Annotated in this window: 21 protein-coding genes and 2 pseudogenes; 14 read left to right on the top strand and 9 right to left on the bottom strand. The window is 64.6% G+C overall.

Annotation, left to right across the window (positions count from 1 at the left end; translation table 11 throughout):
• Positions 1 to 38: 38 nt before the first annotated feature.
• Positions 39 to 647 (top strand): glutathione S-transferase family protein, encoded by a 609-nt coding sequence (locus LCM4577_RS18215; protein ID WP_071072704.1) that lies wholly within the window; start codon positions 39 to 41, stop codon positions 645 to 647.
• Between the two features lie 323 nt (positions 648 to 970).
• Here LCM4577_RS18215 and LCM4577_RS18210 read toward each other — a convergent pair whose 3' ends face one another.
• Together LCM4577_RS18210 and LCM4577_RS18205 are read right to left on the bottom strand one after the other, a co-directional pair.
• A complete protein-coding gene (locus tag LCM4577_RS18210) occupies positions 971 to 1,171 on the bottom strand; it encodes a hypothetical protein (protein ID WP_041010462.1) in 201 nt (66 codons plus the stop codon).
• Positions 1,172 to 1,447: 276 nt separating this feature from the next.
• Entirely contained in the window at positions 1,448 to 1,660 is a 213-nt protein-coding gene (locus LCM4577_RS18205; RefSeq protein WP_027168154.1) for a cold-shock protein, read from the bottom strand.
• 332 nt (positions 1,661 to 1,992) lie between these two features.
• On the opposite strand from LCM4577_RS18205, the gene LCM4577_RS18200 reads away from it, so the two are divergent.
• A complete protein-coding gene (locus tag LCM4577_RS18200; protein WP_041010155.1) occupies positions 1,993 to 2,319 on the top strand; it encodes a hypothetical protein in 327 nt (108 codons plus the stop codon).
• Positions 2,320 to 2,347: 28 nt separating this feature from the next.
• On the opposite strand, the gene LCM4577_RS18195 is transcribed toward LCM4577_RS18200, so the two are convergent.
• The gene (locus LCM4577_RS18195) at positions 2,348 to 2,917 is read right to left on the bottom strand and encodes a methylated-DNA--[protein]-cysteine S-methyltransferase (protein WP_071072766.1); all 570 of its coding nucleotides are present in this window, start codon (positions 2,915 to 2,917) and stop codon (positions 2,348 to 2,350) included.
• 165 nt (positions 2,918 to 3,082) lie between these two features.
• Here LCM4577_RS18195 and LCM4577_RS18190 point away from each other — a divergent pair, with 165 nt between their 5' ends.
• From LCM4577_RS18190 to LCM4577_RS18170, 5 genes are all read left to right on the top strand, one after another.
• The gene (locus LCM4577_RS18190; protein WP_071072702.1) at positions 3,083 to 4,063 is read left to right on the top strand and encodes a lytic transglycosylase domain-containing protein; all 981 of its coding nucleotides are present in this window, start codon (positions 3,083 to 3,085) and stop codon (positions 4,061 to 4,063) included.
• A 34-nt stretch (positions 4,064 to 4,097) separates the two neighbouring features.
• Positions 4,098 to 4,595, top strand: a complete 498-nt coding sequence (locus LCM4577_RS18185; protein WP_071072700.1) for an N-acetyltransferase — start codon at positions 4,098 to 4,100, stop codon at positions 4,593 to 4,595.
• A gap of 424 nt (positions 4,596 to 5,019) precedes the next feature.
• A complete protein-coding gene (locus LCM4577_RS18180) occupies positions 5,020 to 6,243 on the top strand; it encodes an ABC transporter substrate-binding protein (RefSeq protein WP_371410058.1) in 1,224 nt (407 codons plus the stop codon).
• 23 nt (positions 6,244 to 6,266) lie between these two features.
• Positions 6,267 to 7,181 carry a carbohydrate ABC transporter permease gene (locus LCM4577_RS18175; RefSeq protein ID WP_071072698.1) on the top strand — a complete coding sequence of 305 codons (915 nt, stop codon included), beginning with the start codon at positions 6,267 to 6,269 and terminating at the stop codon, positions 7,179 to 7,181.
• 7 nt (positions 7,182 to 7,188) lie between these two features.
• A complete protein-coding gene (locus LCM4577_RS18170) occupies positions 7,189 to 8,007 on the top strand; it encodes a carbohydrate ABC transporter permease (RefSeq protein ID WP_071072763.1) in 819 nt (272 codons plus the stop codon).
• Between the two features lie 4 nt (positions 8,008 to 8,011).
• Here LCM4577_RS18170 and LCM4577_RS18165 read toward each other — a convergent pair whose 3' ends face one another.
• Positions 8,012 to 8,350, bottom strand: coding sequence for a hypothetical protein (locus LCM4577_RS18165; RefSeq protein ID WP_071072696.1), 339 nt, complete (start codon positions 8,348 to 8,350; stop codon positions 8,012 to 8,014).
• A gap of 162 nt (positions 8,351 to 8,512) precedes the next feature.
• Here LCM4577_RS18165 and LCM4577_RS18160 point away from each other — a divergent pair, with 162 nt between their 5' ends.
• From LCM4577_RS18160 to LCM4577_RS18145, 4 genes and pseudogenes are all read left to right on the top strand, one after another.
• Complete coding sequence (locus LCM4577_RS18160) at positions 8,513 to 9,268, top strand: DUF899 family protein (RefSeq protein ID WP_071034639.1); 756 nt, start codon at positions 8,513 to 8,515, stop codon at positions 9,266 to 9,268.
• A gap of 101 nt (positions 9,269 to 9,369) precedes the next feature.
• A complete protein-coding gene (locus LCM4577_RS18155) occupies positions 9,370 to 9,924 on the top strand; it encodes a DUF4142 domain-containing protein (protein WP_071072694.1) in 555 nt (184 codons plus the stop codon).
• A 286-nt stretch (positions 9,925 to 10,210) separates the two neighbouring features.
• Positions 10,211 to 10,512: pseudogene (locus LCM4577_RS18150) on the top strand (Rid family hydrolase); the annotation flags it as partial.
• 101 nt (positions 10,513 to 10,613) lie between these two features.
• Positions 10,614 to 11,402 carry a type I restriction enzyme HsdR N-terminal domain-containing protein gene (locus LCM4577_RS18145; RefSeq protein WP_040989545.1) on the top strand — a complete coding sequence of 263 codons (789 nt, stop codon included), beginning with the start codon at positions 10,614 to 10,616 and terminating at the stop codon, positions 11,400 to 11,402.
• A 47-nt stretch (positions 11,403 to 11,449) separates the two neighbouring features.
• Here LCM4577_RS18145 and carB read toward each other — a convergent pair whose 3' ends face one another.
• The 4 genes from carB to LCM4577_RS18125 form a co-directional block, all read right to left on the bottom strand.
• On the bottom strand, positions 11,450 to 14,953 hold the full coding sequence (gene carB, locus LCM4577_RS18140; RefSeq protein ID WP_071072691.1) for a carbamoyl-phosphate synthase large subunit: 3,504 nt from the start codon (positions 14,951 to 14,953) through the stop codon (positions 11,450 to 11,452).
• Positions 14,954 to 15,139: 186 nt separating this feature from the next.
• Positions 15,140 to 15,943, bottom strand: coding sequence for an SH3 domain-containing protein (locus LCM4577_RS18135; protein ID WP_071072689.1), 804 nt, complete (start codon positions 15,941 to 15,943; stop codon positions 15,140 to 15,142).
• A 52-nt stretch (positions 15,944 to 15,995) separates the two neighbouring features.
• Positions 15,996 to 16,754, bottom strand: a complete 759-nt coding sequence (locus LCM4577_RS18130; RefSeq protein ID WP_071034634.1) for a metallophosphoesterase — start codon at positions 16,752 to 16,754, stop codon at positions 15,996 to 15,998.
• A gap of 3 nt (positions 16,755 to 16,757) precedes the next feature.
• Positions 16,758 to 17,114: a helix-turn-helix transcriptional regulator gene (locus tag LCM4577_RS18125; protein WP_040989537.1), complete on the bottom strand. Its 357-nt coding sequence runs from the start codon at positions 17,112 to 17,114 to the stop codon at positions 16,758 to 16,760.
• 194 nt (positions 17,115 to 17,308) lie between these two features.
• Between LCM4577_RS18125 and LCM4577_RS18120 the strand changes: the two genes are divergently transcribed.
• Positions 17,309 to 18,487 carry an MFS transporter gene (locus LCM4577_RS18120; RefSeq protein WP_071072687.1) on the top strand — a complete coding sequence of 393 codons (1,179 nt, stop codon included), beginning with the start codon at positions 17,309 to 17,311 and terminating at the stop codon, positions 18,485 to 18,487.
• Positions 18,488 to 18,521: 34 nt separating this feature from the next.
• Here the strand turns inward: LCM4577_RS18120 and LCM4577_RS18115 are convergent, their stop codons facing one another.
• Positions 18,522 to 18,986 (bottom strand): MarR family winged helix-turn-helix transcriptional regulator, encoded by a 465-nt coding sequence (locus LCM4577_RS18115; protein ID WP_040989531.1) that lies wholly within the window; start codon positions 18,984 to 18,986, stop codon positions 18,522 to 18,524.
• A gap of 233 nt (positions 18,987 to 19,219) precedes the next feature.
• Here LCM4577_RS18115 and LCM4577_RS18110 point away from each other — a divergent pair, with 233 nt between their 5' ends.
• Together LCM4577_RS18110 and LCM4577_RS18105 are read left to right on the top strand one after the other, a co-directional pair.
• Positions 19,220 to 20,014, top strand: coding sequence for an SDR family oxidoreductase (locus tag LCM4577_RS18110; protein WP_040989529.1), 795 nt, complete (start codon positions 19,220 to 19,222; stop codon positions 20,012 to 20,014).
• Positions 20,015 to 20,317: 303 nt separating this feature from the next.
• Positions 20,318 to 20,593: pseudogene (locus LCM4577_RS18105) on the top strand (transposase); the annotation flags it as partial.

The raw sequence follows: 20,593 nt of genomic DNA, 5'->3' as shown, positions 1-20,593 counted from the left end.
GTTAGAGCGTTCCAAGGAGACTCGGAGAGGCAAGAGGTATGATCCTTTACGACATGGCCGACAGCGGCAATTGCTACAAGCCGCGGCTGTTGATGGCGAAGCTCGGCGTCCCCTTCACCCGGGTCGAGGTGAGTTCGCATACCGGCGAAACGCGCAAGCCCGACTATGTCGCCAAGAATCCGAACGCGATGGTGCCGATGCTCGAGCTCGACGACGGCAGGCGCATCGCCGAGAGCAACGCCATCCTGCTCTATCTCGCCGAGGGCACGCGCTTCCTGCCGGCCGACAAATATGAGCGGGCGCTGGCTTACCAATGGCTGTTCTTTGAGCAATACAGCCATGAGCCCTACATCGCGGTGCGCAAGGCGCTTTTGACCTTCCCGGAACGGGCGAAGGACGCCACGCCGGAACGGCTGGCGCAGACGCTGGAGCGCGGCAACAAGGCGCTGGGCGTGATGAACCAGCATCTGCAGCGGAACGAGTTCTTTGCAGGCAGCGCCTACAGCGTCGCCGACATCGCGCTCTATGCCTATACCCACACCGCCGGGATGGGCGGCTTCCAGCTCGATGCCTATCCGGCCGTCGCCGCCTGGCTGAAGCGGGTCGAGGCGGACAAGGGGCATGTGCCGATCGAGTGGGTGGGGTAATTCCTCATGCGATCGCCGCTTCGCACCTGACCTGTACGAGCGCGCCAACGAGCCGCTCGGTACGCTCACGGCCGTAAGCGGCTATTTCAAAAGGCGTTCATTCGGAGTGGGTGCCGATCCAAAACCAGATCATGTCGTCCTGGTCCCGGACTGCGACGGCACGGTAGTCCAGATCAACTCGAGCTGACCAATAACGTCCAACCCGCTTGAAATGGAGCGAAGGATGAAACGGATCTGCGCGCAGCTTGGCAAAGCTATCGTCATCCTGATTGATTTAGGTAATTTATCGTAGGCGTCCCATAACGAAGGGGCGGCAAAGTGGTTCACAGAGGCCGGGTCCGGCCGGCGCGGTGGTCGGCCAGTGCTTGTTCTGCAAGCTTGTCCAGCCGCCCCGCCCTCGCGTCGGCTTCGATCTGCTTATCCCACAGATCAGCCTGCAGCGCCTCGAACCAGGCGGCAAAGGCTTTCAGCTCTTCGGGGCTCAGTTCGGCGACGGACTTTTCGATCTGCTCGAGTTTGGTCATGCATGAAAGGTAGCACTAATGGCCCCAAAGTGCCACCCGTGGGCCTGCTGGGCCCGAAGAAGAACTCGCCCCAAACTCTAGGCAACAAAAAAGGCGGGCAATGCCCGCCTTCCTATGCCGGTAGCCTGATCGGGAGCGTCTGGTCCGGGCTGGCAGCTATCTGCTGTTCCAGCTTGTCGGGTCTTTTCGCTCCGGCGCGCTTCTCGCGCGACCGTCAGTACATCCGTGACTTGCCGCGCGCCCCGAACCTTCGTCCGGCGCGCGCCCTGCGCTAAATCAGGCTGCCTTGCTCAGAGACCCAGCAGCGGACTTGCCGGTGCGGCGGTCCTGCTCGATCTCGAAGTTGATTTTCTGGCCTTCAGCGAGGCTGGTCATGCCAGCGCGCTCGACAGCGGAGATGTGGACGAAAACGTCCGCGCCGCCATTGTCAGGCTGAATGAAGCCGTAGCCCTTGGTGGCGTTGAACCACTTGACCGTACCAGTTGCCATGGAAAATGCCCTTCCACATTTGCTTTTGTTTGACCGGACCAAAGTCCGGCCGGTGGTATCGAAATTTTGGAGACGTCAGCAAACGCGAGGGATCGCGAGGCCCGATCGATCGGCCAAATTCAATGTAGCGGATATAGGATAGTTTGCGCGAGAAAACAAGACGGGTCGCTTGAGGCGCTGCCGGCATGTCGTCCTCATCGAAGGCAATGGAAGTTTTGACAGCGGCCCCGCGTTGTGGAGGGATGAGATGCTTGCCGCGTGAGAGCGGTTTGACGCAATTCCGGACGGAAAACCGCTACGCACTTTTCCTGGATTGCTTTAGGAGAGGAACCATGAAGACAATCCTGCTTGCCGCCTGCTTCATCTTGTTGGCCGCGGAGGCGCAAGCGGTGTCGCGTTACGATCCGACGCGCATGAGCTGCGACCGGGTGCAGGCGACGATCGCCAGACAGGGCGCCGTCATCCTGCGCTACCAGTCGGCGCGCGTGCCGGGGCTGCCGCTCTACGACCGCTATGTGCGTGACGAGCGCTTCTGCAACGCGGGCGAAGTGCGGGCGCGCGCCTATGTGCCGAGCGCCGACACCAGGTCCTGCATGGTCTATGTCTGCAAGCGTCCGGATTTCGACCGGCGCTTCCGCCGCCGGTTCCTGCATGACTAATTGATACGGGGGAGCGAGCAGGCGCCCCTCAGAAACCGAACGAGGCCTGCGCCGCCGGCGGCGGGCCGACGCGAACGCCTTCCATGGCCAGCATCTTTTCCTTGGTCGCCGAGCCGCCTGGAGCGGAAAAGCCGCCGATCTTGCCGCCCGCGGCGAGGATGCGGTGGCACGGGATAACCAGCGGCACCGGGTTGGCGCCGAGCGCCGCACCCGTCTCGCGCGGAAGGCCGGCATGGCCGGCGCGCCTGGCCAACTCACCATAGGTGGTGGTCTCGCCGAAGCGGAGCTTGCGCGCCGCATCGTAGATGGCGAGGCGAAAGTCGTCGACGCCGTCCAGATCGACCGGCACGCCGGAGAAGTCGACGTCCTCGCCGGCCGCGTAGGCCTTGATCAAGGCGATCAGCTCGACCACCCATCGCGGCTGGTCCGTCGAGGTCGAGACGCCGGGGTGGCGCAACAGCCGGCGCTCGATCGCCTCGCGGCTGCGTTCGGGCAGGCAGAGCCGGATCAGGCCCTTCTCGCTCCAGGCGATGCCCATGAAGCCGATCACTGTTTCTAACACTGCGTGGCCGGCCGTGATCTCAGATGTGGGTTTCATGGCGTATTCCTTCCGTAAAACGGCGAAAAACGAGTACATATCCAGAACAATATGGCATTTCCGCCCTGTTATCGCCACCCGAAAACCGCCTAGTGGCCCCGATTGCCGGGTGTGAATCGCTGGTGTAAGGACTCCTTAACAACCGACAAACCGGACCTGCACGGCTTGCCAGCTAAAATCATATTCACCGCGCTCGGCGTGCTCGTTGCAACAGCCGGTCTCAGCGGCTGCAACACGACCTCGCAAATGAAGGCCGCGCCCGCGCTTGCGGCGGCTTCGACGCCTGCCGTCGCGGACGATACGCCGACCGTTGCGCTGCCGGAAACCGTGGCCGTGCTGCCGGAGCCTTCCGGCCTCGCGCAGGTGCAGACCGCGGCGCTCGCCGGCGATGCCGTCGCCATGGCGACCGCGCCGGGGGCGCCCGTGACGCAAGGCGCGCTGTTGCCGCCGCCCGTCCAGCCCGGCGCGACGCTGGCTCAGCCCGCGGCCTTCGCCGGAGCGACGCCGATGGCCGGCCAGTTTCCGCCGCCGCCGGTGCTGACGGCCGGCGGCTCGCCGACCAGTCCAGGATCCATCAAGCAAGGGGCGTCGATCAAGCAAGCGGCGGTCTACACGACCGCGGGCATGGCAATGCCGGTCACCGGCCAGTCGGCGAAAGTCGCCCCGATGCCGGGCGTCCAGCAGGCCGCCTATGTGGTGCCCGACAACCCGGCGTTGCTGGCGGCACCCGGCCAGCCCGAGCAGCATGCCAGCGGCCCGCGCGGCGAGATCGAGCGGCTGATCGAGAAATATTCGGCGATCTACGAAGTGCCGGTCGAGCTGGTGCGCCATGTCGTCAACCGCGAGAGCACCTTCAACCCGAAAGCCTACAATCACGGCCATTGGGGACTGATGCAGATCAAGCACGCGACGGCGCGCGGCATGGGCTATGACGGGCCGGCGGCCGGCCTGTTCGACGCCGAGACCAATCTCAAATACGCGGTGAAATATCTGCGCGGCGCCTGGCTGGTTTCGGGCGGCAACGCCAAGCGGGCCGACACGCTCTACCAGACCGGCTACTACTACGACGCCAAGCGCAAGGGCCTGCTCGAGGCGACGGGCCTCGGCGTTGACCGCAAGCGGCGGCGACTGCAGCCCGACGCCTGACCGGACGATCCGCGCGGCGTTTCGAGACAGCGCCATGCATCAGAACACGACGCCCCGCCCGCCGGCTCCCAACGACGTCCGCCTGCGCAAGCTGCTCGACGATACGCTCACCGCGCCGCATTGGCCGGAGGGTTTTGTCATGCGCGCCTTCGAGCATCGTGACGCGCAGGCTTTGCACGCGCTGCTGGAAGAGGTGTTCGACGACGGCGCCGACGGGTCGTTCGACGAATGGTGGCCGCGCATCGCCGGCGATGCGGAATTCGACCCCGCCCTCTGTTTCCTGGCGATCGACGGCAAGGGCCTGCTTGCGGGCGCAGCGCTCTGCTGGACGTCCGGCTTCGTCAAGGGCCTCGCCGTCCATCCGGRGTCGAGACGGCAAGGCCTCGGCGAGGCGTTGATGCGGCACGTGTTCCTGACCTTTCGCGAGCGCGGGGCGACGCATGTCGATCTCAAGACCAACACGGTGAAGAACACGRCGGCCTTCAGGCTCTACGAGCGGCTAGGCATGATTCCGGTCGACTGGGAAGGCTGACAGCGCCAGCATTGTGAACGGCTTCACATAGGCTGACGTTAGGTCATGCTAATGCGTCGTCGTGCCGGGCGGCCGATCGGCGGATCGACGCTGGCAAGGCGTCGGAGGCGGCTGTGCCGGCATGCGTCAGCCACTCCCAGACGGGCTCCGGGGCGGGGGTTTCGGAGCCCGTCCGCTTTCGCGAAAAGCGGGTCAAGGGAGCGCGATGCCGACGCGGTCGAGCCGACCGGGTCCGGCTTCACCGACCGCTGGCCCGACCGTCACCGCAGCACCGACGGAACCGAAAAGCGGCGCTCGGCATTCAACGCGGGGTGGGGTCTTGATGAGCTGACGAATGCGCGGACGTCCGCCTCGCCGGCTCGGAAGCGAGAGCGACCCGCCCGTGAAGTTCTTAGCACCTGCCGTTTTCGCTTTCGTAACAAGCTTGCTGCTGGCGACTTCTCCGGCGCGCGCCATCGAACTGTCGATTGTGTCGGGCGACACCGGCAACGGCATCAAGGTGCTGCGCGAGATCCTCGACCGTTACGAGAAAAAGAGCGGCAACAAGGTCGACATCGTCGTCATCCCGCCTTCGACCACCGACCAGTTCGGCCAGTACCGGCTCTGGCTTGCCGCCGGCAGCAGCGACATCGACGTCTACCAGACCGACGTCATCTGGGCGCCGCAGCTGGCCAGCCAACTGGTCGACCTGACCGAGGCGACCAGGGATGTGGCGGGCGCGCATTTCCCGTCGATCATCCAATCGCAGACGGTCAACGGCAGGCTGGTCGCCCTGCCGATCTTCACCGATGCGCCGGCGCTCTATTACCGCAAGGATTTGCTCGACAAATATCACGCCAAGGTGCCGACCACCTGGAAGGAATTGCAGGACACCGCCAAGCTCGTCATGAACAAGGAGCGGGCGGCCGGCAACAGGGATCTCTGGGGCTATGTCTTCCAGGGCAATGCTTATGAAGGGCTGACCTGCAACGCGCTCGAATGGGTGATGTCGAATGGCGGCGGCGGGATCATCGAGCCGGACGGCCGCATCTCCATCGACAATCCAAAGGCGGCGGCGGCGCTCGACAGGGTCAAGGGCTGGATCGGCACGATCGCGCCGCCGGGCGTGCTTGCCTATCAGGAGGAGGAAGCGCGCGGCGTCTGGCAGACCGGCAATGCCGTCTTCATGCGCAACTGGCCCTATGCCTATGCGCTCGGCAACAGCGAGAATTCGCCGATCAAGGGCAAGTTCGACGTGGCGCCGCTGCCGGCCGGCGATAGCGGGCATCCGGTCGCGACGTTGGGCGGCTGGAACCTCGCCGTCTCCAAATATTCGAAACATCCCGCCGAGGCGATCGACCTGGTCAAGTTCATCGCCTCGCCCGAGATGCAGAAATACCGGACGCTGAAGACGTCGAACCTGCCGACCATCGCGGCGCTCTATGACGATCCCGACATCGCCCGGCAGCAGCCGATCGTGCCGCGCTGGAAACCGATCTTCCTCAATGCGCAGCCGCGTCCCTCGGCGACCGCCAGGATCAAATACAACGAGGCATCGAGCCAGTTCTGGACGGCCGTGCACAACACGATCTCCGGGAACGGAACCGCCGCCGACAATCTGGCCGAGCTCGAGGCGAGGCTGACCAGGCTGAAAGGCAAGGGCTGGTGAGCGCGGCAGGGCGATCGCCGCTGATGCGCCGGCGCGTGCGCACGGCCTGGCTGTTTCTGACGCCGATGCTCTTCGTGCTCGCCGTCGTCGCCGGCTGGCCGTTCCTGCGCACGGTCTATTACAGCTTCACCGACGCCTCGCTGGCCGATCTCGACGCGCGGCAATGGGTGGGCTTCGACAACTATTTTTCGGTGTTGCGGCTGCCGAGCGGCCGGGTGCTCTATGACGGGCTGCTGGTCGATCCGGTCTGGTGGCGCGCGGTGTGGAACACGGTGCGCTTCGCCGTGGTGTCGGTGGCCTGCGAGACGGTGCTCGGCATGGTCGTCGCGCTTGCGCTCAACGCCGAATTCCCGGGGCGCGGCATCGTGCGGGCGGCGATCCTCGTCCCCTGGGCGATCCCGACCATCGTTTCGGCCAAGATGTGGCAGTGGATGCTCAACGACCAGTTCGGCATCATCAATGTCGTTCTCCTCAACCTTGGCCTGATCCACGACAAGATCGCCTGGACCGCCAGCGCCGACACCGCGATGATCGCGGTGCTCATCGTCGATATCTGGAAGTCGACGCCGTTCATGGCGCTGCTGATCCTGGCGGCCCTGCAGATGCTGCCGCGTGAGATCCTCGAAGTGGCGAAGCTCGACGGCGCCAGCCCCTGGCAAGTCTTCCGATGGGTGACGCTGCCGCTGATCCGGCCTGCGGTGATGGTGGCGGTGATCTTCCGCGCGCTCGATGCGCTGCGCATCTTCGACCTGATCTATGTGCTGACGCCGAACAACGTGCGGACCAAGTCGATGTCGATCTTCGCGCGCGAGAACCTGTTCGAGTTCGACAAGTTCGCCTATGGCTCAGCCGCCTCGACGCTGCTTTTCCTGATCGTCGGCCTGCTCACCATCGCCTATATCCGGCTCGGCCGGCTGAGCTTCGAGGGAGGGCGCTGAGGTGAAGATGCTGAAGCGCGCCGCCTTCTATCTGCTGCTTCTGGCGATCGTCTTCGTCGCAGTGTTTCCGTTCTACTACGCCATCGTCACCAGCCTGAAGTCGGGAACCGAATTGTTCCAGGCGGACCTGTGGCCGCGATCGTTCAGCCTCGCCAATTACCGCAATGTGCTGACCGAAGGTCCCTTCCTGCGCAATCTCGTCAATTCGCTCGTCGTCTCCGGCGCGGTCGTGGTGGTCTCGCTGCTCATCGGCATCACCGCGGCCTATGCGCTGGCGCGCATCCGTTTTCGCGGGCGCTCGGCGCTGATGCTCGCCATCCTGTCGGTCTCGATGTTTCCGCAGGTGGCCGCGCTTGCCGGGCTGTTCGAGATCATCCGGGCGCTGCATCTCTACAATTCGCTCTTGGCGCTCATCCTGTCCTACATGATCTTCACGCTGCCGTTCACGGTCTGGGTGCTCACCACTTTCGTGCGCGACCTGCCGGTCGAGATCGAGGAGGCGGCGATCCTCGACGGCGCCGGGCCGTGGCTCATCGTCACGCGCATCTTCCTGCCGCTGATGTGGCCGGCGCTCGCCACCACCGGGCTGCTCGCCTTCATCAGCGCCTGGAACGAGTTCCTCTTCGCGCTCACCTTCACCTCCACCAACACGCAGCGCACCGTGCCGGTGGCGATCGCGCTTCTGTCGGGCAACTCGCAGTTCGAGATCCCCTGGGGCAACATCATGGCCGCCTCGGTGATCGTCACCGTGCCGCTGGTGGTGCTGGTGCTGATCTTCCAGCGCCGCATCGTCTCCGGGCTTACCGCCGGCGGTGTGAAGGGATAGCGCGTCAGATGTCCGGCGCGTTGCCGACCTTCTTCTTCATCTCCAGCGCCCAGGCGCGCCCTTCGTCGCCGCCCCACAGCAGCCAAGCGATGTAGCCTGCCGAGGGATTGTCCTCGTTGCCGTAATTCCTGCCCTTCTTGTCGACCTCGTGGCGGGCGAAATACCTGACCATGCGCCGGATGGTCGAGGGCGACAGATTCTTGCGGTTCTTGAGCTCGGTGGCGCGCGCGACGCCGATCTCGGTGCCGCCGCGGCCGAACTGCTGGCGCAGCCGCAAGCCCTTGGCGGCGTTGTCGGCAACGATCTGCGGGCAGCGCAGGTCGATCTCGTCGCTGTCGGTCATTTTTCTCCCCCGTTCCCGGACGGTTCTAGTCAGGCAAAGGAATGCCGCAAAGCGGGGCTGGTTCCGACGATGAAAAAATGTCGGATCGCATCCGGGCGGCGCGTCCTTGGGTCGTAGAGCAACCCGCGCCGGGACGCCGGCGCGAAGGCCAAGGAGACGATCATGATCACCTTTCCCAATGAATCCGCCAACTACCGCACGGCCCGCGAGAAACTGCTGAAGAAGGAAATCGAGCTGCGCCGCGCCATGGAGGCGGTCGCCGAAGCGAGGCGCGCTTTGCCGCCGGGCGGGCTGGTGCCGCAGCATTATGTGTTCGATGCCCTGGACGACAAGAACCAGCCGGCGAAGGTCAAGCTGTCGGGCCTCTTCGCGCCGGGGAAGGATACGCTGATCCTCTACCAGATGATGTTCCCGCGCCATCCGCAGGAGACGCGCGAGGTGGCGGCGGGCGGCGAGACGGCGAAGCTTGCCCGGCAGGACCAGCCATGCCCGTCCTGCACCGCGCTGCTCGACCAGTTCGACGGCGCGATCGGCCATCTCGAAGCGGCGGGCTTCAACTTCGCCGTGGTGGCGAAGACCGCGCTCGACAATTTGATGGCRCTCGGCCGTGACCGCGGCTGGAAAAACATGCGGCTGGTCTCCTCGGCCGGCAACGCTTTCAAGCGGGATTACAATTCCGAAACCGCCGAAGGCGCGCAGATACCGCTGCTTTCGGTGTTCCACCGCGACGGCGACGGCATCCGGCATTTCTGGTCGTCGGAGCTCGGCTTCGAGCCGTCCGAACCCGGCCAGGACCCTCGCGCCATCGGCACCTGCGAGATCCTGTGGAATCTGATGGATTTCACGCCGGAAGGGCGCCCGAACTGGCACGAGCAGTTGCAATATGCCGGACAGGCGCCCGCCGCGCACTGCCACTGATGGCGATGCGGGCCTCGGCCCGCGCGCTCTTTTTGAGGCAACCCCTGGGGCCGGTGCGGCGTTGGGGAAGGCGGAGGGGCTGTTTCGGACCGGAGATCGAGATGAAAACGCTGCTGCCCCTGGTCGCCGTCGCGCTTCTTGCCGGCGCGCCCGCCGCGTTCGCCCAATCGGACGACACAGATGCCGTGGGACCGATGGTGACCGAGAACAAGGTCGACACCCAGACCTTCGTCACCACCGTGCCCAACGCCAATGAATCCGAGATCCAGTCGAGCAAGCTGGCGCAGGAGAAGTCGGCATCGGCCGACGTCAAGGCCTTCGCCGCGCAGATGATCAAGGATCACAGCAAGGCGGGCGAGGATTTCAAGGCGGCAATGAGCCAGGGCCAGACCACCGCGTCGATCAAGCCCGCCGGCCCGGCGCTGCAGCCGAAGGAACAGCAGATGCTCGACGAATTGAAGGCTGCCGGCGGCAAGGACTTCGACGCCAAATACATCAAGATRCAGACCGACGCGCATAAGGATGCGGTGGCGCTGTTTTCCACCTATGCCAATTCCGGCGACGACCCGGCGCTGAAGGAATTCGCCAAGAAGACGCTGCCGGTTTTGAAGATGCATGAGAAGCACGTGAAGGACCTGGCGGTCGCGCATCAGTAAGGGTTTGGGAGAAGCCAATAGGCCAGCGTCGGTGCGAGGCCCCCCTCTCTGTCCTGCCGGACATCTCCCCCTCAAGGGGGGAGATTGGCAGCTTCGACGCCTCCGCCTTTCCTGCGACGTTGGAGATTGGCGAAAGCCGGCGTGACGGCTAATCTCCCCCCTTGAGGGGGAGATGTCCGGCAGGACAGAGAGGGGGGCGAAGGAACGCTACGTTGCGCATTTTTTGCGCAAGGATCGGTCGGCTTATCTAGGGCAGGGGTGAGACAAGCGCACCTTCTCCATGTGCGCCAACGGCTTCGTGTTCATCTCGGCGACGCCGCCTGCCGACATGGCGATCGGCGAGATGGTGCGCGGCGACATCGAGACCCAGACCGAGGCATCGCTGAAGGCGCTGAAACACTGCCTGGAAGCGGCCGGCACCCCGCTGGACAAGGTGGTGATGGTGCGCATCTACGCCCCGGCTTCTATAACGCCATCAACCAGGTCTACGCGAAGTATTTTGCCACCAACCCGCCGGCGCGGAGTTTCGTGTCGGTGGCGTCATGGCCGATGGAGTTGATCGAGATTGAGTGTGTAGCGGTGGCGTGATTACGACAGCCACGGGACACATTTTTCAAGCCGGCGTAATTTCTGCTTGTCTTTAAAGTAAAGTCGTCCTCAAATCCCGGTGGGGATAGGGAGGGCGAGTCATGAATAAGCTACCTAAGAAGTTCGTCGACCGGATTGCGTCGAATATCAAGAAATATCAGCGTATTGCCGTAACACAGCAGAAATCGGATGTGGCCGAGGCCGACACCGTTACGCTGGTGAAAGACATCCTTGCCGAGGTGTTCGGTTACGAGAAATACGAGGAGCTCACCTCCGAGCATCAGATCAAAGCCACCTACGTCGATCTTGCGATTAAGATAGGCGGCAAACTTCGATTGCTTGTCGAGGTGAAATCAGCCGGTGCGGAACTCGCGGATAATCATTTGCGTCAGGTCATCGACTATGGCGCTCATCAGGGTATCCATTGGGTAATCCTGACGAATGCCGTCGAGTGGCGACTGGTCCGGATCTATGTGGCGAACCAAATCAGCCATGAAGAAGTCTGCCGTATCGTTTTAGCCGACGTGAATCCAAAAAATGAAGACCATCTTCAGTGCCTGTTCCTATTCGCCAAGGAAGGGCTGACAATCGACGCGATGGATGCTTTTCACCAGCAGGCCCAGCTTTTCAACAAATTCACGGTCTCTGCGATCATGCGCTCAGAACCAGTAATCTCACTCCTACGGCGAGAAATTCGAAGGCTCTTTCCCGATATTAGAGTCGGCAACGAAAACCTCTCACAGCTTATCGAGAATGAGGTAATTAAGCGCGACACAATTGAGGGTGATAAGGCAAAGGAGGCGGCTTCCAGAATAAAGAAAGCCGCAAGTAAGTTGGAGCGAGCCAAAAATAAGATCGAAAAGACGACTACTCCAGAGGCTGTGAGCTAACGAGCAAAGGTACGCCGTAGCGAGATTTGGGTCGCGTCGCTACGACCTTACCCAAAATACTCCTGCAGCGGCCGCACCTCCAGGTTCCCCGCCCGCAGCGCCGCAATCGCCTCCGCCACCGCCGCCGCCCCTGACAGCGTCGTGTAATACGGCACCTTCTGCATCAGCGTTGCCCTGCGCAGGGACTTCGAGTCGGACACCGCCTTCTGGCCGTCGGTGGTGTTGAAGACGATCTGGACCTGGCGGTTGCGGATGGCGTCCTCGATGTGGGGGCGGCCTTCCAGCACCTTGTTGATCTTCTCGGCCGTCACGCCGTTCTCGGCGAGGAAGCGGGCGGTGCCGGAGGTGGCCAGCACTTTAAAACCTTGGCCGGCGAGGCGTTTCACCGCCGGCAGGATGCCCTTCTTGTCCTCGTCGCGCACCGAGACGAACAGGGTGCCGGAGCGGGGCAGGTCGACATTGGCGCCCAGCTGGCTCTTGGCGAAGGCCAGCGCGAAATCGCGATCGAGGCCCATGACCTCGCCGGTCGAGCGCATTTCCGGGCCGAGCAGGATGTCGACGCCGGGGAAGCGGGCGAAGGGGAAGACGGCTTCCTTGACCGCGATATGGCCGGGGTTGCGCGCGTCGGGCATGGCGCCGTAATGGGCGAAGGCGTTTTCCAGCGTCTCGCCGGCCATGATGCGGGCGGCGATCTTGGCGATCGGACGCCCGATGGTCTTGGCGACGAAGGGCACGGTGCGCGACGCACGCGGGTTCACTTCCAGCACATAGACCGTGCCGTCCTGGATGGCGTATTGCACGTTCATCAGGCCGCCGACATTGAGCGCGCGGGCAAGCGCCGCGGTTTGGCGCTCCAGCTCGTCGACGAGGTCGGGATGCAGCGAGTGCGTCGGCAGCGAGCAGGCGCTATCGCCCGAATGGATGCCGGCTTCCTCGATATGCTCCAGGATACCGGAGACGAAGGTCTCCTTGCCGTCGCAAAGGCAATCGACGTCGACCTCGATGGCGCCGGACAGATAGGTGTCGAACAGCAGCGGGTTCTTGCCGAGCAGCGTGTTGATCTGGCCGGTCTTGTCGTTGGGGTATTTCTGCTTGATGTCCTCCGGCACCAGGCCGGGCACGGTATCGAGCAGGTAGGTCTGCAGCATGCTTTCGTCATGGATGATCTGCATGGCGCGGCCGCCGAGCACATAGGACGGGCGCACGACCAGCGGGAAGCCGAGCTCGCCGGCGACGAGGCGGGCCTGCTCGACCGAATAGGCGATGCCGTTCTTCGGCTGGGTGAGGTTCAGCTTGTGCAATAGCTTCTGGAAGCGGTCGCGGTCCTCGGCGAGGTCGATCATGTCGGGCGAGGTGCCGAGGATCGGGATGCCGGCCTTCTCCAACGCATCCGCCAGCTTCAGCGGCGTCTGGCCGCCGAATTGGACGATGACGCCGACGAGCTCGCCCGAGGCCTGCTCGGCGCGCAGGATCTCCAGCACGTCCTCCGCCGTCAGCGGGTCGAAATAGAGGCGGTCGGACGTGTCGTAGTCGGTCGAGACCGTCTCCGGGTTGCAGTTGACCATGATCGCCTCATAGCCGGCGTCGCGCAGGGCAAAGGCGGCATGGCAGCAGCAATAATCGAACTCGATGCCCTGGCCGATGCGGTTCGGGCCGCCGCCGAGGATGACGACCTTTTTCCGCGCCGACACGCGCGCCTCGTTGTCGAGCGTCCCGGCGAAGGGCACTTCATAGGTCGAGTACATGTAGGCGGTCGGCGAGGCGAACTCGGCGGCGCAGGTGTCGATGCGCTTGTAGACCGGATGAACGTCGAGCTTTTCGCGGGCCTTCCGGACGACTTCCGCGTCGRTCTTGGTCAGCGAGGCAAGGCGGGCGTCGGAAAAACCCATCGCCTTCAGCATGCGCAGATTGACGGCATCCTGCGGCAAGCCGTGCTCACGGATGCGCTCCTCCATGGCGATGATGCCGGCGATCTGCTCGAGGAACCACGGGTCGATCTTGCACATGGCGTGCACGTCTTCGAGCGACGTGCCCATGCGGATCGCCTGCGCCACCATGCGCAACCGGTCGGGCGTCGGCGTGCCGAGCGCGGCGCGGATCGCGTTGCGGTCGTCGACGTGATCGGCGGCGGTTGGCCCGTGGCCGAAGCCCGGGATGTCGATCTCGTCGAGGCCGGTCAGGCCGGTTTCCAGTCCACGCAAAGCTTTCTGCAGCGATTCCTGGAAGGTGCGGCCGATGGCCATCACTTCGCCCACCGACTTCATGGCGGTGGTCAGCACCGGCTCGGCGCCGGGGAACTTCTCGAAGGCAAAGCGCGGGATCTTGGTGACGACGTAGTCGATGGTCGGCTCGAAGGAGGCGGGCGTGGCGCCGCCGGTGATGTCGTTCTCCAGCTCGTCCAGCGTGTAGCCGACGGCGAGCTTGGCCGCGACCTTGGCGATCGGGAAGCCGGTGGCCTTGGAGGCCAGCGCAGAGGAGCGCGAGACGCGCGGGTTCATCTCGATGACGACCAGGCGGCCGTCGGCCGGGTTGACGGCGAACTGTACGTTGGAGCCGCCGGTCTCGACGCCGATCTCGCGCAGCACCGCGATCGAGGCGTTGCGCATCATCTGGTATTCCTTGTCGGTCAGCGTCAGCGCCGGCGCGACGGTGATCGAGTCGCCGGTGTGCACGCCCATCGGATCGAGGTTCTCGATCGAGCAGATGATGATGCAGTTGTCCGCCTTGTCGCGGACGACCTCCATCTCGTACTCCTTCCAGCCGAGCACGCTTTCCTCGATCAGCACCTCGGTGGTGGGCGAGGCGTCGAGGCCGGACTGGACGATGTCGTAGAATTCGGCGCGGTTGTAGGCGATGCCGCCGCCGGTGCCGCCCATGGTGAAGGAGGGGCGGATGATCGCCGGAAGACCGACATGGTCGAGCGCCTGGGCGGCGATCGCCATGGCATGGCTGATATAGCGCTGCTTGCGGTCGCCTTCGCCGAGATTCCAGCGGGTTTCCAGTGCGTCGAGCGCGCCATCGAGGTTTTCCGGGTTCTCGGCTTTGAGCGCCGCGCGCTCAGCCTCATGCGTCTTGCGGTCGGCGTTCTTGACGTCGGTGGCGTTGGCCAGCATCGAGCGCGGCGTCTCCAGCCCGATCTTGCTCATCGCCTGGCGGAACAGCGCGCGGTCCTCGGCCTTGTCGATGGCATGCGCGTCGGCGCCGATCATCTCGACATTGTAGCGGTCGAGCACGCCCATGCGGCGCAGCGAGAGCGCCGTGTTGAGCGCCGTCTGGCCGCCCATGGTCGGCAGCAGCGCGTCCGGCCGCTCCTTGGCGATGATTTTGGCCACCACTTCCGGCGTGATCGGCTCGATATAGGTGGCGTCGGCCAGCTCCGGATCGGTCATGATGGTGGCCGGGTTGGAGTTGACCAGGATGACGCGGAAGCCCTCTTCCTTCAGCGCCTTGCAGGCCTGGGTGCCCGAATAGTCGAACTCGCAAGCCTGGCCAATGACGATGGGGCCGGCCCCGATGATCAGGATCGACTTGATGTCGGTGCGTCTTGGCATATTCGAAAAATCCGTTCGGCGAGCGGCTTGCACGAAAAACCGGGACGGGGGGAGGACCCGGCCGGTTGTGCTTGCGATTCAGGTATCAGGCTAGGAGGGCCTTATAGGGAAGAGTTTTGGCGGATGTAACCCCGAAAATGAAGGGCAGTAAGCTGCGGGTCGGTGTTCCCCGACGGCCTAATCCCTCTATTCGCCCAGCGCTAGTTCGTCCGTGATCTCGAAACGCTCGGAAACGCCGACGCGGATCATGTTCAGCGTGCCTTCACGCGTGAACCGCAATTCGTCGGGCGAATCCGAGCTGGCTGGCTGGCCGCTATGGAAGATGATGACGCGCGCTCCGCCATCGGGCCAGGTCACGGTCACCGTGCTGTCGCCGTCCTTGCGGGTAACGCTGACGTCGCAGCGGGTCATCGGCTGGCCGATGCGGCGCGCGCAGGGGATACCGCCGGCGGCGTCGGGGGCAGGAGCGTCGGATTGGGCGTTTGCCGCGGCTGCGAAAGCGAGACCATAGGCATCCAGCATGGCGGTCTTGCCGATTTCGGCCGCGGAAGGCGGCTCGGCCGGCTCGCCGCCGCCCAGGCGCGCCGCTATATCCGGCTGTGGCTCCTCAGGAGGCGATTGAGACGCGACTGTGGCGGTCGCCGGCGCGGCGCCGTCTTCAGGAGGCGGCGCCGGGTTGTTGGGACTGAGATAGCGGGCCGGCGCCCAGCCGGTGATGTGGGCGTCCTGCGTGTCCTCGACCTTGCACCATGGATAATTGTTGACGGCCTTGCAGCCGTAATTCTTCACGGCCGCGCCGTTGGGCAGGCGCGCTTCGATCTTTCCGCCCGGTGAAGCGGTCGCGCGGATGTTGAGCAAATCGTCCGGCGCGAGGCCACCGATGATCGAGATGATTGTTCCGGGCGCATCCTGAGCCAAGGCCGGGAGGRCGGCCAGACACAAGGGAGCGGCGATCAGCAGCGTCGATCGGAGCGTGACTTTGCGCTTCATCCCTCGGCCATAACCAATGCACTTCAATCGTGATGCTCGATATGAGCTTCGCTCAATCCTTTATAAAACCAGTCCGCAGCGCTTGCGCCCATTCCGGTCTTCCCGCTTGTTCGGCCTGCTTTGCGGCGGCTTCATGGTCGTAGTCGACGGCGATGCTCTCGAAGCGGCTGGGACGGCCGTCCGTGCCAAGTTCGACGATGCCATAGCGGGCGTGCGGCGAGCCTTGCTCCGAGACATGCGCCGGCGGCGTGTCGTCGTCATAGGCCGGACAGCCGACGCTGCCCGGGTTGAAGATGACCGGACCGCCGGGGACGCGGATGAGCTCATTGCGGTGGCTGTGGCCGCACAGCACCAGGCGGCAGGCCGGATCGAGCGGCTTCAGCCGGCGCCTGATCGCGGCAAGCGGCGCGCGCACCAGCCGGCCGTCGACAATGGCGTCGGCAAGATATTTCTCGTCATGGTCCGGCCGGGCATGGAAGGCGACGAAGCCGGGCGCGATCTCCAATGTCAGCGGCAAGGCGAGCAAGGCCTCGCGCTGCGAGGCGGTCAGCCGCTCCTGGGCGTAGCGATCGGACGGCCACATGGTCTCGTCGGCCGTGTCCTGGGCGACGCGGCGGTCATGGTTGCCGCGCACCGTCGGCAGGTTGAGCGCCTGCAGCCGTTCCATCGTCTCGCGCGGCCAGAGCGGTCCGGAGACGCAGTCGCCGAGATCGACGGTGATGTCGGCGCCGCCGCGCGACCGGAGATCGTCAAGCACCGCATCCAGCGCCAGCACATTGCCATGGATGTCGGCGATAACCGCGATGCGCATGGATCAGGCCGAAACCTCGACTTCGGCGGTGCCGACCGCCGGCAGATCCTTGTCGCCGTCGGCCGCGGCAATCACGCTGTCGAGCAGGCCGGGAAAACGCTTGTCGAGGTCGTCGCGGCGCAGCGTGATCAGCCGGCTGGTGCCGACCGCTTCGCTGCGGGTGACGCCCGCCTCGCGCAGCTTGGCGAGGTGGTAGCTGAGATTGGTCTTGGAGGCGAGGTCGAGGAACTTGCTGCAGTTCAGCGGCACGCCTTCCTTGCTCGCCAGATAGCGCACGATGGCAAGCCGGGTCGGGTCGCCGAGCACGGCAAGCACGATCGGCAGGCTGATCTGGTCGGCGGTTGGATGGGGCAGGCTCATGACCCAGAATTAAGCACAAACGGCACGAACTTCAACGCGGCTTCCTTTTCCGCCGACAGACATGACCTTTTCTTTTCGACCCCGTCCTGACACAGGGCTGTCAGTAGGGTTCAGCTATTTTGTCCCGGCTCGGTTGACATCATGCCCTGCCATGTCCAATTGTTCAATAACTTTTGAACTAAGGACAGTTCCCCATGGACAAGCGGATCTTCTGGCTGGCGCTCGGGTCGTTCGCGATCTCGACCGAAGGCTTCGTCATCTCGAGCCTTCTCCCCGACATCGCGACCGATGCCGGCATTTCCGTGCCGCTCGCCGGCTCGCTGATCACCGCCTTCGCGCTCGCCTATGCGATCGGCGCGCCGGTGCTGGCGACGCTGACCGGCGATTGGGACCGGCGGCGCGTCATCCTGTGGACGCTGGTCTTCTTCGTCATCGGCAACCTGGTGGCGGCGGTGAGCTCGTCTTTCGAGCTGTTGTTGATCGCGCGCATCGTCATGGCGCTGTCGTCCGGCCTGTTCGCGGCGACCGCGCAGGGCACGGCCGTGGCGCTGGTCGACGACCATCACCGGGCGCGCGCCATCGCCGTCGTCGTCGGCGGCACCACGGTGGCGGTGGCGGTCGGCGCGCCGCTCGGCGCGCTGGTCGCGGCGATCGCCGGCTGGCGCGGCACCTTCTTCGCCATCGCCGGGCTCGGCGCGCTGTCCGGCGCGATCCTGTGGTGGCGGCTGCCGCGCGGCATCATCGGCACCAGGCTGCCGCTGAAGCGCAGGCTGGCGGCGGCGGTGCGCCCCGGCGTGATGCCGATCCTGCTGACGACGGCGCTCGCGCTTGTCGGCGCCTTCACGGTGTTCAGCTTCATCGCGCCTTTGGCCATCGAAGGCGGCGGGCTCTCGCCGATCGCGCTGCCGGGCATGCTGCTCGCCTTCGGCGTCGGCGCCGTCATCGGCAACATCGCCGGTGGGCAGGCCGCGGACCGCTTCGGCGCCACACGCACCGTCGCCTGGTCGTTGACGCTGTCGGCCGCGATGCTCGTCACCTTCTCGCTGATCCCGACCTTCCTGCCGCATCATCTGGCCGGACCGGCGTTGATGGCCATGATGGTGCCGTGGGGCATCGTCGGCTGGGCTTTCCCGCCGGCGCAGGCGAGCCGCATCATCAAGCTTGCGCCTGATGCCGCGCCCATCGTCCTGTCGCTCAACGCCTCGGCGCTCTATCTCGGCGTCGCGCTGGGCGCGGTGGTCGGCGCCGCGGTGCTGCGCTTCGGCGTCCCGGCCGATCTCGGCTTGGTTGCGGCGGTATTCCCGATCGTCGGCCTGGGCGTCGTGCTGGCCGGTCGGATGTTGGTTAGCCCTGCCGCAATGCCAGCCGAGTAAGCCGGTACACAGACCCTGATTGGCGGCCGCTTCTTCAGACGGAAGGAGCGGCCGCCGGCATTTCCAGGTCGAGGTCAGCCACGGCGTCCAGCGCGGCGCGCAGCTTCGCTGCCTGCTCGGCGCCGACCTTGTCCTCGAATTGCCGCTGGGCGACGCTCCAAAGCTTGAGCGCCTCGTCGAGCTTGGCCTGACCTTGCGGCGTCAGCCGCACGCGCTTGACACGGCGGTCGTCCTTGTCGGGAAAGGTCTCGACATAGCCGTCGCGGATCAGCGGCTTCAGCGTATGGCCAAGCGCCGAGAGGTCCATGATCAGCGCCTCGGCGATGGTGCCCATTGCCGGCTCATCGCTGACATGGATCTGAAAAAGCAGCCCGAACTGCGTGCCCTTCAGGCCGGACGGCGCAAGCGCGTCGTCGTAGAAGCGGCCGAGGCTGCGCGCGGCACGGCGCAACGTGGCGTTGTTGCAGCGGCTGAATCCCGGTTTCTGGGCTTCGTTCATGGTCACTCCTCGCCGGCGCGTCGGCGCTCGAATGGTGGGCGTCGGGGGCGGCATCGCGAAGGGCGGTGCCCCCCGGCCTGCCGCAGAAATAGTTTTCGCCGCCGCCGTTGACAAGATAGTGGCATATACCTACTTCGCAGAAAGTGGCATATGCCACTAATTGAAATCAGCGGCTCTGCTGGTGATGCGATCATCGGCGCCGAGCCAAGCGAAGCGAACAAAGGAACRAGACAATGAGCACGAAGGACAACAAGGGCACAGCCGTTATCACCGGCGCATCGTCGGGCATCGGCGCGGTCTATGCGGACCGGCTGGCGGGGCAGGGCTATGATCTGGTGCTGGTGGCGCGGCGCGCCGACCGGCTGCAGGAGGTGGCGGACAGGCTCGCCTATGCCTATGGCCGCAAGGTCCAGACGATCGTCGCCGACCTTGCGGCCGATGCCGATCTGCGCCGTGTCGAGCAGGCGGTCGCGACGGACGACAGCGTGACGCTGCTGGTGAACAATGCCGGCGTGGGCGGCCTGGAGACGATTGCCGACGCCGATGCCGACGCGGCCGAGCGCATGATCAAGGTCAATGTCGTGGCGCTGACCAGGCTGACCCGCGCGGTGCTGCCGGGCCTCATCAAGCGCAATCGCGGCGCGATCATCAACATCGCCTCGGTCGTCGCCTATGGCATTGCCGTCGGCGGCATCTACAGCGGCACCAAGGCCTATGTCGCCAACTTCACCGAAGCGTTGCAGAAGGAAGTCGCCGGCACCGATGTGAAGGTCCAGTCCGTCGTGCCCGGACCGGTCCGCACCGAGTTGTGGGACGTCTCCGGAATCAGCCTCGACAGGCTCAATCCGGACTGGATCATGAGCGCAGAGGATCTGGTCGACGCCGCGCTTGCCGGTTTCGCCCAGGGCGAGACCGTAACCGCGCCCGGCCTTGCCGACGCTTCCGAGCTGAACACCTATCTCGGCGCCCGGGATCATTTCTACGGCAGCCTGTTCTCGAGCAAGCCGGCGGCGCGCTACGCCGTCTGAGGGCTGGGTTCCTCGCCCCCGCAAAGCGGCTAGGGGATGCACACATCTTTTGAAGTGAATGACTCGCTTTTGATTGGCGATCTTGTGTTGGGCTGTGATTCCGTCTGCGATGCGTTGATGGAGATGTGTCGCGATGTCAGCCCATGAGATCGGATTAGGAGCGTTCGGCGACGAGCGCTTGCAAAAAAGGGGGCCCAGCTGCTGGGGCTCATGGTGGATCGTCAGAGCGTTTGYGTTCGACGGCTTGCGGGAGGATCGCGGGGACGGATCATTGGCTTTGGCCGGTTCCTGGCGAACAAGCGGGTGACGACGCAGAGCCTGATCGAAGGCTGGGGGCTGACGAGTTCGCAGGCCTGCGCTGGCCGTCACGTGCTGGCGGTCCAAGACACCAGTGAGATCAACTTTACGACCACGGCGCAGCACCGGCGGGGCCTGGGCGAGATCGGCAAGGGCGGCAACGTCCGAGGCGCGCTGCTGCATGCAATGTTGGCGTTGGATGCGGGAACGGGCGAGGTGCTCGGACTGGTATCGGGCCAGATCTGGACGCGCGATGGCCGGGTGGAAACGCCACATAGTCAA

The sequence above is a fragment of the Mesorhizobium sp. LCM 4577 genome, from assembly GCF_001854795.2.
Classification (GTDB): domain Bacteria; phylum Pseudomonadota; class Alphaproteobacteria; order Rhizobiales; family Rhizobiaceae; genus Mesorhizobium; species Mesorhizobium plurifarium.
This window is presented reverse-complemented; position numbering and strand designations above follow the sequence as displayed.